This is a genomic window from Paraburkholderia lebeckiae (assembly GCF_050436325.1).
Taxonomy (GTDB): domain Bacteria; phylum Pseudomonadota; class Gammaproteobacteria; order Burkholderiales; family Burkholderiaceae; genus Paraburkholderia; species Paraburkholderia tuberum.
The window spans coordinates 2,524,015-2,539,731 of record NZ_JBNDLZ010000002.1 but is presented as its reverse complement, the minus strand read 5'-3'; the positions used below and the strand labels follow the sequence as shown (position 1 = coordinate 2,539,731).

Annotated in this window: 15 protein-coding genes and 1 pseudogene; 6 read left to right on the top strand and 10 right to left on the bottom strand. The window is 63.4% G+C overall.

The features are described from left to right. The gene (locus tag OKW44_RS14905; protein ID WP_018423599.1) at nt 1-606 is read left to right on the top strand and encodes a short chain dehydrogenase; all 606 of its coding nucleotides are present in this window, start codon (nt 1-3) and stop codon (nt 604-606) included. A 3-nt stretch (nt 607-609) separates the two neighbouring features. Here OKW44_RS14905 and araD read toward each other — a convergent pair whose 3' ends face one another. The 7 genes from araD to OKW44_RS14870 all read right to left on the bottom strand — a co-directional run bounded on the left by araD (nt 610) and on the right by OKW44_RS14870 (nt 8,782). Then, the gene (araD, locus tag OKW44_RS14900; protein WP_026226374.1) at nt 610-2,346 is read right to left on the bottom strand and encodes an L-arabinonate dehydratase; all 1,737 of its coding nucleotides are present in this window, start codon (nt 2,344-2,346) and stop codon (nt 610-612) included. Between the two features lie 31 nt (nt 2,347-2,377). After that, complete coding sequence (locus OKW44_RS14895) at nt 2,378-3,319, bottom strand: ABC transporter permease (protein ID WP_018423601.1); 942 nt, start codon at nt 3,317-3,319, stop codon at nt 2,378-2,380. Then, nucleotides 3,319-4,206: an ABC transporter permease gene (locus tag OKW44_RS14890; RefSeq protein WP_018423602.1), complete on the bottom strand. Its 888-nt coding sequence runs from the start codon at nt 4,204-4,206 to the stop codon at nt 3,319-3,321. Before OKW44_RS14890 ends, OKW44_RS14895 begins: the two co-directional genes overlap by 1 nt. Next, on the bottom strand, nt 4,203-5,282 hold the full coding sequence (locus tag OKW44_RS14885) for an ABC transporter ATP-binding protein (RefSeq protein ID WP_018423603.1): 1,080 nt from the start codon (nt 5,280-5,282) through the stop codon (nt 4,203-4,205). Before OKW44_RS14885 ends, OKW44_RS14890 begins: the two co-directional genes overlap by 4 nt. 170 nt (nt 5,283-5,452) lie before the next feature. Continuing rightward, nucleotides 5,453-6,622: an extracellular solute-binding protein gene (locus OKW44_RS14880; RefSeq protein ID WP_018423604.1), complete on the bottom strand. Its 1,170-nt coding sequence runs from the start codon at nt 6,620-6,622 to the stop codon at nt 5,453-5,455. A gap of 247 nt (nt 6,623-6,869) precedes the next feature. After that, complete coding sequence (locus OKW44_RS14875) at nt 6,870-7,814, bottom strand: SMP-30/gluconolactonase/LRE family protein (RefSeq protein WP_018423605.1); 945 nt, start codon at nt 7,812-7,814, stop codon at nt 6,870-6,872. Then, complete coding sequence (locus tag OKW44_RS14870; RefSeq protein ID WP_018423606.1) at nt 7,811-8,782, bottom strand: dihydrodipicolinate synthase family protein; 972 nt, start codon at nt 8,780-8,782, stop codon at nt 7,811-7,813. Before OKW44_RS14870 ends, OKW44_RS14875 begins: the two co-directional genes overlap by 4 nt. Before the next feature lie 579 nt (nt 8,783-9,361). Here OKW44_RS14870 and OKW44_RS14865 point away from each other — a divergent pair. Next, nucleotides 9,362-10,066 (top strand): helix-turn-helix transcriptional regulator, encoded by a 705-nt coding sequence (locus OKW44_RS14865; RefSeq protein WP_018423608.1) that lies wholly within the window; start codon nt 9,362-9,364, stop codon nt 10,064-10,066. On the opposite strand, the gene OKW44_RS14860 is transcribed toward OKW44_RS14865, so the two are convergent. Then, the gene (locus tag OKW44_RS14860; protein WP_026226375.1) at nt 10,050-10,367 is read right to left on the bottom strand and encodes a helix-turn-helix domain-containing protein; all 318 of its coding nucleotides are present in this window, start codon (nt 10,365-10,367) and stop codon (nt 10,050-10,052) included. The two genes, OKW44_RS14865 and OKW44_RS14860, sit on opposite strands and share 17 nt — an antisense overlap. Before the next feature lie 156 nt (nt 10,368-10,523). On the opposite strand from OKW44_RS14860, the gene OKW44_RS14855 reads away from it, so the two are divergent. Beyond that, the gene (locus tag OKW44_RS14855) at nt 10,524-11,117 is read left to right on the top strand and encodes an acyl-homoserine-lactone synthase (RefSeq protein ID WP_018423610.1); all 594 of its coding nucleotides are present in this window, start codon (nt 10,524-10,526) and stop codon (nt 11,115-11,117) included. 57 nt (nt 11,118-11,174) lie between these two features. Here the strand turns inward: OKW44_RS14855 and OKW44_RS14850 are convergent, their stop codons facing one another. After that, entirely contained in the window at nt 11,175-11,864 is a 690-nt protein-coding gene (locus OKW44_RS14850; RefSeq protein ID WP_018423611.1) for a FadR/GntR family transcriptional regulator, read from the bottom strand. Nucleotides 11,865-12,145: 281 nt separating this feature from the next. Here OKW44_RS14850 and OKW44_RS14845 point away from each other — a divergent pair, with 281 nt between their 5' ends. The 3 genes from OKW44_RS14845 (at nt 12,146) to OKW44_RS14835 (ending at nt 15,025) form a co-directional block, all read left to right on the top strand. After that, nucleotides 12,146-12,613: a universal stress protein gene (locus OKW44_RS14845; protein WP_018423612.1), complete on the top strand. Its 468-nt coding sequence runs from the start codon at nt 12,146-12,148 to the stop codon at nt 12,611-12,613. Nucleotides 12,614-12,841: 228 nt separating this feature from the next. Next, nucleotides 12,842-13,609 carry a helix-turn-helix domain-containing protein gene (locus OKW44_RS14840; protein WP_204357173.1) on the top strand — a complete coding sequence of 256 codons (768 nt, stop codon included), beginning with the start codon at nt 12,842-12,844 and terminating at the stop codon, nt 13,607-13,609. A gap of 114 nt (nt 13,610-13,723) precedes the next feature. Then, entirely contained in the window at nt 13,724-15,025 is a 1,302-nt protein-coding gene (locus tag OKW44_RS14835; protein ID WP_018423614.1) for an SUMF1/EgtB/PvdO family nonheme iron enzyme, read from the top strand. A 217-nt stretch (nt 15,026-15,242) separates the two neighbouring features. Here OKW44_RS14835 and OKW44_RS14830 read toward each other — a convergent pair. Then, nucleotides 15,243-15,700: pseudogene (locus tag OKW44_RS14830) on the bottom strand (IS5 family transposase); the annotation flags it as partial. Nucleotides 15,701-15,717 lie beyond the last annotated feature (17 nt).

Sequence of the window (15,717 nt, the reverse complement as noted above, 5' to 3'; positions counted from 1 at the left end):
ATGAAAAGAATCGTCGTCATCGGTGCCACGGGCACGCTGGGCCAGGCCATCCGCGCGGAGCTTCAGGCGCATCACGAAGTGATCGAGGTGGGCGCGACGCGCGGGCAATATCACGTCGACAGCACGGACCCGGCGAGCGTCGAGCGGCTGTTTCGCGACATCGGCAAGGTCGACGGCGTCGTCACCGCGACCGGCAAGGTGCATTTCGGTCCGCTGGAGCAGATGAGCATCGAGCAGTTCTGGGTCGGGCTGCGCGACAAGCTGATGGGCCAGATCAACGTCGTATTCTCGGCGCTGCCGTATGTGAACGACGGCGGATCGTTCACGCTGACGAGCGGCATTCTGGGCGACGAGCCGATCCCGCAGGGAGCGAGCGCGACGACCGTCAATCTCGCGCTTGAGGGCTTCGTGCGCGGCGCCGCGATCGAACTGCCGCGCGGGCTGCGCATCAACGTGGTGAGTCCGACCGTGCTGACCGAGTCGATGGAGGCTTACGCGCCGTTCTTTCGCGGCTTCGAGCCCGTCAGCGCGCAACGCGCGGCGCTTGCTTATCTGCGCAGTGTGGAAGGGGCGCAGACGGGGCGCGTGTATCGCGTGGGATATTGAACCTCAGTGAATCTCCGGCTCGCCCGAACTATCGGGACTCACGCCGCCGCGCTGCAGGAAGTCGAAATCGCAGCCTTGATCCGCCTGCATCACGTGCGCCTGATGCAGGGCGCCATAGCCGCGCTCGAAGCGCGCAGCGGGTTTGACCCACGCGGCCTTGCGGCGCGCAAGTTCTTCGTCCGATACCAGCAGATTCAGCCTGCGGCGCGGCACGTCCAGCTCGATCAGATCGCCGCTTCGCACCAACGCCAGCGGCCCACCGACGAATGCCTCGGGCGCCACGTGCAGCACGCACGCGCCATAGCTCGTGCCGCTCATCCGCGCGTCAGAGATACGCACCATGTCGCGCACGCCTTTTTGCAGCAGCTTGCGCGGAATCGGCAGTTGACCCCATTCGGGCATGCCCGCGCCTACCGGCCCCGCGTGCTGCAGCACGAGCACGCAGCTTTCGTCGATGTCGAGTGCGTCGTCGTCGATGCGCGCGGCCATGTCGTCGTAGTCGCTGAACACGACCGCACGGCCCGTATGCACGAGCAGATGCGGCTCGGCCGCGCCGGGCTTGATCACGGCGCCGTCGGGCGCGAGATTGCCGCGCAGCACCGCGAGGCTGCTGTCGCGCAGTAGCGGATTCGTGCGGCGGCGGATCACGTCGTCGTTGAAAATGCGCGCGCCGGCAAGGTTCTCGCCGAGCGTGCGGCCGTTCACGGTTTTCTGCGAGCCGTCGATCAGTTCACCCAACTCCGCGAGCAGCCCGCGCAAACCGCCCGCGTAGAAAAAGTCCTCCATCAGATAGGCGCCGGTCGGTCTGATGTTCGCGAGCACGGGCGTGCGGCGCGCGATCTCGTCGAAGCGGTCGAGCGTCAACTCGATGCCCGCGCGCCGTGCAAGCGCGATCATATGCACGACCGAATTGGTCGACCCGGACAGCGCGACACAAGTCGTCACCGCGTTATCGACCGATGCCGCTGTGATCAGGTCCGACGGCTTCAGATCCTCCCACACCATCTCGACGATACGCATGCCGGTTTTCGCGGCCATCTGCGCATGCCGCGAATCGGGCGCGGGAATCGACGCGAAGCCGGGCAGCGTGAAGCCCAGCGCTTCGGCCGCGCTCGTCATCGTCGATGCGGTGCCCATCGTCATGCAGTGACCGGGCGAACGCGCGATGCCACCCTCGACGCCCTGCCAGTCGTCCGGCGTCAGCGTGCCCGCGCGCAGTTCGGCCCAGTAGCGCCATGAGTCGGAGCCCGAGCCGAGCGTCACGCCGTTCCAGTTGCCCCGCAGCATCGGGCCGGCAGGCAGAAAGATGGCGGGCAGATTCATCGAGATCGCGCCCATCAACAAAGCGGGCGTGGTCTTGTCGCAGCCGCCCATCAACACGACGCCGTCGGCGGGATACGAGCGCAGCATCTCCTCGGCTTCCATCGCGAGGAAATTGCGGTACAGCATCGTGGTGGGCTTCTGGAACGGCTCGGACAGCGTCTGCACAGGCAGTTCGATCGGAAAGCCGCCCGCCTGCCAGATGCCGCGTTTCACTTCCTCGACGCGCTGCTTGAAATGCGTGTGGCACGGATTGATCTCGCTCCACGTGTTCAGAATCGCGATGACCGGCTTGCCCGCGTATTCGTCGCGGTTGTAGCCCATCTGCGCGGTGCGCGAGCGGTGGCCGAACGAACGCAGATCGTTCGCGCCGTACCAGCGATGACTACGCAATTCCTCGGGGGTCTTTCTCTTCGTCAACGTCTACTCCACGATTGGCGCCGGCCATGCGTCAGCGCCTCTGTTCTTTCACGCGGGACACGATCTGCGTCGGGCTCACGAATTGTAGTGCGATCAGCACCCAGATCAACGTGATCGCCATATAGATCATCGCCATCGCATCGATCGATTGCGGCGCGCGCACGCCGGTCGAAAACACAGCGTAATACAACGCGACCACCAGCGTTTGCGTGGCCGGACCGGCCGTAAAAAACGTCAGCTCGAACATGCCGATCGTGCGCACCAGCACGAGCAGCCCCGCCGCCAGCGTGCCCGGCACGAGCAGCGGCAGCAGCACGTAACGGAAATAGCGGAACGTGTTCGCGCCGAAAATGCGCGCGGCCGCTTCGAGATTCGGATCGATCTGCTCGATGAACGGCGTCATCACGAGAATCACGAACGGCAGCGCCGGTACGAGATTCGCAAGAATCACGCCCCATAGCGTGCCGGCGAGTCCAACCTTGTACATCGCGGTCGCCATCGGAATGCCGTAGGTGACGGGCGGCACCATCAACGGCAGCAGAAAGATCAGCATCGCAAGGCGCTTGCCGCGGAATTGCACGCGCGCGAGCGCATACGCAGCCGGCACGCCGAGCAGCACCGAAAGCAGCACGACCGCGCCGACCACCTGCACGGTCACCCACAGCACGCTCGCGAGCTGGAAGTCGCTCCACGCCTGCGCATACCAGTGCAACGTGAAGCCTTGCGGCAACGCCGTGCCGAACCAGCGCGTCGCGATCGAATTCACCGCGACGGTCGCGATCAGCAGCACGACGTTGATCAGGAAGAACGCCATCACGGCCCACACCAGCGCCTGCCAGATACGGCCCGGCAGGTTCGCGCGCTGACGCGCGTGTTGCGCTGGCTCGCGGGCGCCGTCGCCCGGCTGAGGCGCCGCGGAAGCGGAGGTGGACGCGGACCAATCGGGCTGCGTCGCGCGACGATCGGTCGTCATCAGCCTTTGCCTCCCGTTACGGGACCACGATAGAACCAGCGGCGCGCGCCGAGCAGCGCGGCGACCACCAGCAGTTGCACGAAGCCCATCACCATCGCGATCGCCGATGCGAGCGAATAGTCGTAGCTCTCGAACGCGGCTTCGGCCGCGGCAATCGACATCACGCGCGTCGGACCAGCGGGCGCGCCGAGCAGCACCGCCGACGGAAACACCGAAAACGCCTGCACGAACGACAGACACGCGGCCATCGTGAGCCCCGGCACGAGCAACGGCAGATAGATGCGGCGAAACTGCTGCCACGGACTCGCGCCGAGCGTCGCGGCCGCGCTTGCGAGCGTCGGGTCGATGCCGGTCACGTACGACAACGTCAGCAGAAACGCGAACGGAAAGCCCGACACGATCAGCGACAGCAGCACACCCGTGAAGTTGTGCGTGAGCCGCACCTCTTGCGTGTACAGATGCAGCGCCTGCAACGCCTGCGGCAGCCAGCCGTGCGGACCGAAGTAGGTGAGCATGCCGTCGGCGATCAGCACGGTGCCGAGCGTCACCGGGATCACCAACAGCGTCGTGACGATCTTCTGATAACGCGAGTAGCGGCGCAGCGCGAACGCGACTGGCACCGACACGCCGACGTTGATCAGCGTGGCCGGCACCGACAGCTTCAGCGTAACGAGAATCGTCGGCCACATCGACGTGTCGGTGAAGAACGTCAGATAGTTGGCCCACACGCCGCCGCCGTTCATCGGCCGGAACGACAGCGCCAGACCATACGCGAACGGATAGATGAACAGCGCGACGATAAAGAGCAGCGCGGGCGCGACGAGCCAGGCCTTGGCATCGCGCGGCGCGCGGGACGTGAGCGGGGGGACAAGCGTCGGCGTGTTCATGCGGCCTCGACGTCGTAGACGAGCACGCACGACGGCCGCACGCGCAGCGTGATGCGCTCGCCCTCCGCGCATTCACCGGTCACGCGCGCCCACACGTCGCCGAACGCGGTCTTCACGCGCAGCAGCGAATCGTGGCCGCCGTATTCGACCGCGTCGATCAGCGCCTCGAACGCGTTGTCGGCGCCGGGCTCGGCGCGCTCCATGTCTTCGGGGCGCAGCGCGACACTCACGCGTTTGCCGTCGAAGCCGGCCATCGGCGTGCCGATGAGCCGCACGCCGTTAGCGCTGACCACGACGCCATCGCCTTGCATGCCCTCCAGCGTGAACTCGGCGACATTGCGATAACCCATGAAGCGCGCGACATGCAGATTGCGCGGCCGCGTATAGACCTCCTTCGGCGTCGCGACCTGCTGCACGACGCCCTCCCTCATCACGACGATGCGATCGGCCATCGACAGCGCTTCGTCCTGATCATGCGTCACGTACAGCGTCGCGCGTTCGAGCTGCGTATGGATGCGGCGAATTTCCGCGCGCATTTCGATGCGCAGCTTCGTATCGAGATTCGACAGCGGCTCGTCCATCAGGATCAGCGGCGGCTCGATCACGATCGCACGCGCGATCGCGACACGCTGCTGCTGGCCACCGGACAATTGGCCGGGCAGCTTGGGCTCATGACCGGTCAGTTGCACCAGTTTCAAGGCCTCGCGTGCACGGCGCGCGATCTCGCTTCTGCCGACGCCGCGCATTTTCAGCCCGAAGCCGACGTTGTCCAGCACGCTCATATGCGGGAACAGCGCGTAGTTCTGGAACACCATGCCGAAGCCGCGCTTTTCCGGCGGCAGCACGTCGATGCGCCGCTCGTCGAGCCAGATGCCGCCGCCGGTGAGCGGCTGCAATCCGGCGATGCAGTTCAGCGCCGTCGATTTGCCACAACCCGACGGCCCCAGCAGCGCGATGAACTCGCCGCGCCGGATCGTCAGATCGAGACCCTGCAGCGCGGCGATCGCGTGGCCTTGCGCGTTGGTGAAACTGCGGCTCACCGAATCGAGCCGCAACTGCTCAAAGTGATGCTTCATGGCGGTTTCCTGATCCGCGTGAGGCGACGGATGTCGCGAGTGCCGCGCGTGCGGTGGGCGCGGCGCATCAGGCAGTTAAGCCGAGGCGCGTGATCGCTGAAGACACGCAGCGCGGCGGTGCCTCACGCCGCGCTGCGTTTCGCCTCGTTTTCCGTCGCAATGGTGAAGGCCTAACGGGTCTTCTGCGCGCCGATGTCGCTATCCCACTTCCTGAAGGCGGCGACCATCGCCGCTGCATTCAGCGGCAAAGCATGCGGACGATCGGCCAACAGCTTCGCGTATTCGGGCCGGCCATACTTTTGCAGTACCTCCTGGCTATGCGCGGGCGCCTGCTCGACGGAGACGCCCTTGATCGCGGGGCCAGGATAGAAGTAGCCGTCGTCGTAGGTCAGCGCCTGCTGCGCGGGCTCCAGCATGAAGTTCATCATCTTGTACAGCACGTCGAGCTTTTCCTTCGGCACGCCCTTCGGGACCACCATGTAGTGCGCATCGTTGACCCACGTCATGTTGTCAAACGGCTGTACGCGGAATTCGGCCGGCACGATGCCGAGCGCCCGCGGATTGATGTCCCAGCCGGTCACGGTCACGGTCATGTCGCGCGTGCCTTCGCCCAGTTCCTTCATCACCGCCGAGGTGCCGCCCGGATAGTACGGTATGCAGTCGTTCAACTGCTTCAGGAACGCCCACGTCTTGTCCCAGCCGTGCACCGGGTCCTGCGGGTCCTTGTCGCCGAGCACGTAGGGCAAGCCCATCAGGAACGTGCGGCCAGGACCGGAATTGGCCGGCCGCGCGTAGATCAGCTTGTCGGGGTGGGCCTTGCACCATTGCAGCAGTTGCTCGGGTGTCTTCGGCGGATCGCTGACCTTGGCCGGGTTGTATTCGAGCAGCGGACCAGCCGGCATATACGCGACCTCGAGCCCGTAGCCTTGCGCGAGATCCTGCATCTTGCGCGGGCCCGGCGCGTACTTGTCGAGCACGCCGGGGAACTGCGCCGCGTTGTCGGGCAGCAGCTTGATCCACAGGTTCTGTTCGATGCCGGCCGCGAGCGCGTCGGTGCCGGTCAAAACAAGGTCGATATCGGAGCGGCCCGCGGCCTGCATCGCCTTGATCTTGCCGGGCAATTGCGGCGCGGGCGCGTTCGTGAACGTGATGTTCGCGACGAGATTCGGATTCTTCGCCTTGAACGCCTCGAAGCCCTTCTGCGTGAGTTGAAGATCGCCGGCCACGTCGACGATATTGATCGTGACCGGATCGGCCGCGTGCGCGGCAAGGGCGAACGCCGCGCTTGCGGCGATACAGACGGATACCAGCTTGAACGACAATCTGTGCGAAACAGTCATTGCGTCTCCTCGCTTCTTGGTATGGAAGCCCGCTGGTCGATGCGTTGCGGGCGGTGTCTTTCTACCAAGGGAACATAGCGAAGCGCAACAGCCGATGTCAAGCAAATAGTCGAGAGCGTGGGTCGGGCGAGAAAATGCTCGCTTTACCTGAAATCCTTGTCGTTCAATGCCCGGCACCGTGGGTTAAGGGCAAACCCGAGCCCTCGCCGCGATAGCAATACATGTTGTCTGGTTAGCGGACAACCGCTCAACCTCCGCGCACGCCCTGCGTATTGACGAACAGCGAATACAACCCGTGGCTCGCCGCCATGAACAGACGGTTGCGATGCCGTCCGCCGAAGCAAACGTTCGCGCAACGCTCTGGCAATGCGATGTGGCCGAGCGGCTCGCCTTGCGGGCTGAACACGCGCACGCCGTCGAGCTCGTCGGTGCCCATGCCCCACCCGCACCACAAGTTGCCATGCGTGTCGACACGAAAACCGTCCGGGGTGCCCGGACCCGCGTCGATCAGCACGCGGTTGTTCGACAGCGTCGTGCCTTTGCCATTGGCCTCGACATCGAATACGCGGATCTTGCGCGGCTCGCCGCGCGATTGGACCACGTACAGCAGCGATTCGTCCGGCGAGAACGCGAGACCGTTCGGGGCGAGCACGTCGTCGATGACCATCGACACCTCGCCCGACTGGCCGTCGATCCGATACACGCACGCCTTCAACTCGGACTGCTGCTGCTCGCCCTCGTAGAAACCTTCGATGCCGAAGGTCGGGTCGGTGAACCAGATCGAGCCGTCCGATTTGACGACCACGTCGTTCGGCGAATTGAAGCGCTTGCCTTGATAGCGATCGGCGAGCACGGTGATCGAGCCGTCGTACTCGGTGCGCGTCACACGCCGCGTCAGGTGCTCGCAACTGACGAGACGCCCTTCGCGATCGCGCGTATGGCCGTTCGCATTATTCGACGATTGACGGAACGTGCTGACCGCGCCCGTCGTTTCGTCCCAGCGCAGGATGCGGTCGTTCGGAATGTCGCTCCACAGCAGATAGCGGCCATCGCCGAACCACACCGGCCCCTCCGACCAGCGCGTGCCCTGATACAGGCATTCGACCGACGCCGACGCGATGATCAACGACTTGAAGCGCGGATCGAACACGCGGATGGAGGGATCGGGATAGCGTCGGCTGTGATCGGTCATGGGGTTGTCCGCGTGTCGGAGCGGTTCGATTGGGTGGGCGCGAACTCGCGCTCGAGAGCGAGCAGCGTGCGCGCGGTCTGCGCGATCTTCGCATGATGCTCGCGCGGTGTCGAACTGAGCAGCGGCTGCAGCGGCCCCATCTCGGCGAGGCCCGTGAACGTGATTGCATCGTGCAGCACGCGGATCAGCGAGATGTCGTTGCGCAGCGTTTCGAGCGGCATGAACGCATCGTACAGACGTTGGGCGGTGTCGTGATCGGCGCTCCGGCCGCTTTGCACCGCGCGCAGCAGCGCCATTACCATGCTCGGCGCGATACAGCCGCTTCCGGTCGTCCACGCTGCCAGCCCGAACTCGCGCAGATGCACGAGCGCCGGCCGCTCGCCCATGCCCGATACGATCTTCGCGGCCGGCACGCGTTGCAGCAGCCGGCGCAGATACGGATCGTCAGCGGGGTTGTCGCGCGGGATCGCATATTTGACCGCGCTCAGCGTCCCACGCTCGACGAGCCGCGCGAGCGTATCGACAGCGACGTAGTTTTCGCTCTTGATATACAGCGTGAGCGGCATGCCGGCCGTGTCGGCGATCCGCGTGAGGCCCGTCTCGACGCCCTCGGACGTCGTGAAGCCGCCGAGCGGCAGCACCATCGCGGTGCGGTAACGCGTCTGCGCGAGGATGCGCGCCTGATCGAGCATCTTGCCGTAGTCGGGACCTAGCGCCGGAATCACGCGTGTCGCGGGACCCGCGGCCTCGGCGAGCAGGTCCAGCAACTCGCGGTATTCGCTGACCGCGACGTGATAGAGGTTCGCATTGCCGCCATACAGTAGCGTGCGTACGCCGCCCGCTTCGATATGGCGGATCAGCGCGAGATTCTGGGCAGGGTCGAGCGTGTAGTCGGCCCGGCGCGCGAGCGGCGGCACGGCCATGACCGACGCGGCGAACTCGCCGTCGCGGAGCGGTGATTCGTTCATGATGGTTGACGCGGAAACGCGCTAGGCGGAGGTTTCACGGTAGCATCGGCATCACAATGTTGTCAAACAACTTGCGCGTGACGATCGCCCAGCATGCCGCCGGCGGCGAATTGCGCGGGTGGCGGTCACGAAATTTCCTTTTGTATAACAATGGAGCGGGCCCCCGCCGCCCATGTGGAATCGGCGCAGGCTTTTTTTGGCAACAAGGACGCGGCGAGCAATAACCCGCTTTCCGAGATAATCGAGTAAATACGATTTATTCTGAAGCGCGACGAAATAATGCTGTCAACGAAACATATTAAAATATGTCACCGGATGCCGATTAGCCGCGCTGCTCACCCGGGAAGCCCGGCCGGGCTAAAGAACTATTTCAATCAGGATAATAATAAGCGACACCGGCGTTGCTATCACGTGGCGGTTATCGTTTCCCCCGCAGAGCACCGGCGCATTGCGTTCGAGTTTTTAGTGATAGATTGTGCGGGCCAAAAGAGCGGACCGAAGTTTGTCTGCCAATAACCGCGAAGAGATATTTGCGAGCCTGAGAGAGCCAAAAAATTGTCGCTACACTTTATCGAGCAGATGGCACCGCTACTGGACGCCGCCGACGAGGCGGAATGGTTCGGCGTGATCACGGGCTTAGCCGAAACGTGGGGCTTCGACAAGATTCTGGTCGCGATGCTGCCGCGGCCAACCATGCGTCTCGAGGATGCTTACCTGCGCAGCACTTACGCATCGGCATGGCGCCAGACGTACGACGAGCAAGGCATGGTGCATATCGACCCGACGGTCGCACACTGCCTGTCACGCTCATCGCCGCTGGTCTGGACGCCCGAGATTTTCGCCAGCCCGGCGCAGCGATCCCTGTATGAGGAAGCTCGCTCGTACGGCCTCGGCGCGGGCGTGACGCTGCCAATTCATGGGCCGAATCAGGAAGCCGGCATGATGTGCTTCGTCAATGACGACAAGCCGTCAGACGGGTTCAGGCGCCATGTGAATGCCGCGTTGCCGAACCTCGTGCTGTTGCGCGACCTCGTGATCGACACCAGCAAACAGCATCTGAATTCACATGCGCAGACCTTGATGCCGAAGCTCACGCCGCGCGAGCGAGAATGCCTGAAATGGACCGCACGCGGCAAATCCACGTGGGAGATATCTCACATCCTGAGTTGCTCGGAAGCGGTGGTGAACTTCCATATGAAAAACATCAGGGCGAAATTCGGCGTGAATTCGCGGCGTGCGGCAGCCGTGATCGCGGCGCAGCTTGGGCTTATTGACCCGGGTTGAGCAGCGCGGCCGCGTCGCGGCTGTACATCACACGCTCGGCGCGACCCAGATCGGCGTCCGACACGGTCTTCGTGAAGTACAGACCCAGCAGGATCGACACCGGCGCCGGGATCTCCGCGCCCGACTCGAAGCGACTGCCGCGCGATTGCGTGACGCCGAAGCGAGCCCAGAAACGGCGCTGGCTCTCTTTTTTCTTCTTCCGGTAGGCAATGATCAGAACGCGATCCACTGCCGAAGAGACCTCCGAAGAACGCGCCTGGAGGTGGGTTTGCGGTTGCCAGTGATTGTCGAGGAGTTCCATTTTGGACCCTTGTAGGTTGGGGGCGAAGACGTGTCTGAATTCTGATATACCCGATAAGCATCCACACCTATCCAGGTAGGTAGGTGGCGCAAAGATTCAGAATGCATAAGTTTTCCTGCGTATCTGGCAGTCCCCCAACGCGTACAGGAGAACGTCATGCAAACCACGATCCGAATTGGACTCCGGCAGGAATTCGACAACGAACTGATCAACGAGATGTACCGCTTGCGCGCCCGTGTCTTTCACGGCCGGCTCGGCTGGGAAATTCCGACCATCGCGGGAATGGAGATAGACGGCTACGACGCGCTCGGGCCGTACTACATGCTGATTCAGGGCGAAGACGAACGGTTGCGCGGCTGTTGGCGCCTGATGCCGACCGAAGGTCCGAACATGCTGAAAGACACCTTCCCGCAGCTACTGCATGGGGCGGCCGCGCCGGTCGGGCGACATATCTGGGAACTGAGCCGCTGGGCGATCGAAACCGGCGGTGAGGAACAGTCGTTTGGTTTCACGGATATGACAATCCGCGCAATTCAGGAAGTGATGCGCTTCGCGCAGCGCATGGGCATCACGCATTACGTCACGGTGACCACCACGCCGATCGAGAGGATGCTGCGCCGAGCCGGCCTCGACATCAGCCGGCTCGGGCCCCCGCTGCAGATTGGCGGCGAGCGGGCCGTCGCGCTCGACGTCGCGGTAAGCGCGAAAACGCTGACCTCGCTGTTCGGGCCAGTCGCCGTCGCTGCCTGAGCCTCGCCGAAGCGCGGCCTGGCAAAAGTCGCGACGCCTTCACCCGCGCGCGCGGACTCAGGAACCGAACATCCGTTCCAGCGCGTTCTCGAGATGCGCGCGCATTGCGGCGCCCGCGCCCGCCGCGTCCTTGCGGCGGATTGCGTCGAGCACCGCCATGTGTTCGGCCTGCACCAGCTGCTGCCTCTCCACCGTCTTGACGAGCGACAGATTGCGCGACAGGTTCATGCTGAACAGGATCTGTTCCTCGATGAACGACATCACCGTAATGAAAAACGGATTCTTCGACGCGCGCGCGACCGCCTGATGAAACAGGAAGTCGTCCTTCGCGCCGATCCCCTGCGCCTCGATGATGCGCTCGAGCTCGTCCCACGCGTGCTGGATCGCGGCGATGTCGTCGGCGTCGGCCTTCAACGCTGCCTGCGCGGCCGCGCCCGCCTCGGTCACGATGCGAAACTCATAGCAGCGGCGGATATCGGAGAGTGTTTCGAGCGGCGCGAAGCGGCGTACGTCCGGATCGGGGCGCCGCGCGACGGTCGTGCCAGAGCCGTGCCGCGTCGAGATGATGCCGTCGGCCCGCAATCGCGCGAGCGCTTCGCGCACGGTCGGTCGGGACGTGGCAAAACGCTCCGCCAGCGCGTGTTCGGTCGGCAGTCGCTCGCCTTCCTTGTACTCGCCTTCGAGGATGCGGTTGAGAATGTCGCCGTAGATCTGGTCGGGTAAGCCCTTAGTTTTTCGATCGTTCATCAGCGGACTGGCCAGCTTGTCTGAATATGGCTTGATTGTAAGGCCAACCCTGTTTCGGCTTCAGCAAAGTTTTACGGGTTGTAAGCATGCCAGGCCGCTTCGCGCACGCCGCCGCGCACGCCATTTTGTCCGCACCGCGCCGGAATATTTGGCAAGTGTTTGATTTACATCCTGGTCCGGTGCATCTTTTCCGGCAATCATCTAAGCTTTATTGCTATAAAAGATCAATAAACCTGCCGCGGCTAGCAATGTGGCAGATGCATTCTTGACGCGGAGCCGATATGTACACACGCATCCTTGTAGCGGTCGACGGCAGCAATACCTCGCGCCGTGCGTTTGAAGCGGCGCTCGATCTCGCCAGATCGAATGGCGCGGTGTTGCGGCCATTTTATGTCGTCGAAAACACGCCAATGTACTTCGAGGCGCCCGGCTACGACCCGTCGATCCTGCGCAACCGCCTGATCGAGGAAGGCCAGGAGCTGCGTGCCGAGTTTTCGAAAGTGATGGCCGAGCAAAGTGTGAAGGGCGACCCGGCGGTCTCCGAGGCTTCGTCGCTCGGCGATGTCGCCGAGATCGTGCTGCAGGCCGCCGCCGAATTCAACGCCGACCTGCTCGTGATGGGCACGCACGGCCGGCGTGGCTTTCAGCGGCTGATTCTCGGCAGCGTCGCGGAACGCTGCGTGCGCCAGGCCACTCTTCCGGTTCTGCTGGTACCGTCCGCCGCGGGCACCGACAAGAAACCCGCCTGACTCTTTCATCAAGCGCGGGGCGGCACGCCATGCGCGGCCCTGCCGGAATCGAGCCACGCTACCCGTCGACGGGCGAGGTCGATATAGGCCGTGGCGGCTCACCTTCTCACCTTCGTCAGAGCACCGCCGTTGCTCGGACTGCCGAGCAGCGAACGCGTCTCTTTGCCGCCAGTTGCGGGTCATAGCGGGTGGGACAATTTCACCACTACCAATAATCGCGCGCAGAACATGCTGAATCCCACTGCTGTGCCCCCTCCCTCGACCCGCTCCGCCGGCAACCGCGAGGCCGTGGCGGCACGCGCAGCCGCACGTACCGCCGCGCGCTGCTCCAGCTGTTCGATGCGTCAGATCTGCATGCCGCAGGGGCTGTCGGCGGAGGAACTGCCGAAGCTCGAAACGCTGATCTGTTCGGCGCGCTCGGTGCCGCGCGGCGAAGCGCTGTATCGCAGCGGCGACCGCTTCGACAATATCTACGCGGTGCGCTCCGGCTCGATGAAGACCGTGATGGTCCACCGCGACGGCCGCGAGCAGGTCACCGGGCTGCGTCTCGCCGGCGAGCCGCTCGGGCTCGACGGCATCAGCGCGGACCTCCATGCGTGCAGCGCCGTCGCGCTGGAAGACAGCACGGTGTGCATCGTTCCATATAGCGCGCTGAAGCTGCTATGTCGCGAAATCAGTTCGATCCAGGAACGCATGCACAAGCTACTGGGCGCGCAGATCGTCAGCGAAGCCGCGCAGATGATGGTGCTCGGCTCGCTGTCCGCCGACGAACGCGTCGCCGCCTTTCTGCTGGACGTGTCACAGCGCAATGCGCAGCGCGGCTACTCGTGGTCGGAGTTCAATCTGCGTATGACGCGCGAGGACATGGGCAGCTACCTCGGCATGACGCTCGAAACGGTCAGCCGCACCCTGTCAAGATTTCAAAAACGCGGCCTGATTGACACGCGGGGCAAGCACATTCGCATCGTCGATCTCGAAGGCTTGCGGCAGATCTAGCGGCCGGAGTGGCCTGGACGGTCGCGCTGTTCGTCTTGGCACGCCGCCTGCGAGCGGGTAGAGTTTTCAGACCGTCCCCCCAGGACAACCGTGTTGCATGGAGACCCGGCCCCAATGAATCGCGACCCTGTCCCGCATCATCCGCTCGTGCAGCGCCTGCTCGACGCGCGTCAAGTCACCGACGACCTGTTTGCGATCGTCAAACCCGACTACCTCTATGAACGGCCAATCCGCGAGCGTCACCGCGTCGTGTTCTACATCGGCCATCTCGAAGCGTTCGATCGCAATCTGCTCGACCAGCGTCTATTCGATCTGCCGGCTTTCGCGCCGGAACTCGACCAGCTGTTCGCCTTCGGCATCGATCCGGTCGACGGCGGCTTTCCCACCGATCAACCCGGCGATTGGCCGTCGCTCGACGCCGTGCGCGAGTATGCAACGCGCGCGCGCCGGCAGATCGACACCGCGCTCGACGAACTCGGCAACCCGGCGCACGACGAGGCGGCCGTGCAGCTGCTGAACGTCGCGATCGAGCATCGGTTGATGCATGCGGAAACGCTCGCGTACATGCTCCATCAGTTGCCACTCGCGCAGAAGAACACCGCGTTGCGCGAGCCGGTGGTGACGAGCGAGGAGCGGCGCGACGCGTTGTCGTCGATGGTTAGCGTGCCGGCCGGCACGGCCGTGCTCGGCATGCCGCGCGAGGCCGGCCGCTTCGGCTGGGATAATGAGTTCGGCGAAATGAGCGTGGACGTGCCCGCGTTCGAGATCGATCGATACATGGTCACGAACGGTGCGTTCCTCGAGTTCATCGGAGACGGCGGTTATCGCGAGCCGAAGTGGTGGTCGTCGAAGGACTGGGCGTGGAAGGAAGCGGAGCACATCGAGCATCCCGCCGGCTGGTCGCAACGCACGGCGCAAGACCGTCGCCCCGCATGGACGCTGCGCACGATGTTCGACAACGTGCCCTTGCCGCTCGACTGGCCCGTCTACGTGAGCCACGCCGAAGCGAGCGCCTACGCGCGCTGGGCCGGCAAAACCCTGCCGACCGAGGCGCAATGGCAACGCGCGGCGCACGGTGCGCCGCAAGGGGCATCGGGGAACTTCGATTTCCGCAGTTGGGATCCACGGCCCGTCGACGCACATCCGGACAACGTCAGCACGTTCGGCACGGAAGGTCAGTTCGGCAACGGCTGGGAATGGACCTCGACGCTTTTCGAAGCGCTGCCGGGCTTCGAAGCGTTTCCGTTCTATCCTGGCTATTCGGCCAACTTCTTCGATGGGCAGCACTACGTGCTGAAGGGCGGCTCGGCGCGTACCGCGCTGTGCATGCTGCGGCCCGAATTTCGCAACTGGTTTCAGCCGCATTATCAGTATGTGTATGCCGGGTTTCGGTGTGTGCGTGGTTTGACAAGTTAAGCAAAAAATGACTGAATGATCATCTTTCGCTTAAGACGATGTTTCAAAAAGAGCTACGGCTACTGTTAAGGAAGGTCTGCACAACCCGCTTTTCACGCGTTATTTTTCACATCCAGCGCAGCCTCTGCGTTCAGATATTTTTTGGTGAGTTGATCGCCGTTTTTTTCGCGCGCCGGAGCTCTTCAACCAGACATACGACCCTTATCGACCCGGTGTTTCAAGCTTTGCGCAAAGCTCTACGCGCCATCCATAGATTGCCCAAAGCAAACAGCGTGGTGATCTGGGCGGTGTTCTTCATCAAACCACGATAGCGGGTCTTCATGTAACCGAACGCCGCTTAAGGATGCGAAACGGGTGTTCGACCTTGGCTCGAATACTCGCCTTCAGGCGTTCGATTTGATCGTATATCGCGTCCAACGAATCACTCATATCCAGTTTCCTGCGCTTTGCCGGTCGCATTGCAACATGCCAACGAACCGCGCCTGCCTCACAGCGCTTTTCGATACCCTGATATCCGGCGTCCGCGTACACGTCCGTTTCTTTACCATGTAGCAACGCCTGGGCTACGTTGATGTCGTGAACGTTGGCCGCCGTTCCAATGACCGTATGGACCAGGCCCGACTCGGCGTCCACGCCGATATGCATCTTCATCCCGAAGTACCAGTTGCCACCTTTCTGGACTCGCCCCTGCA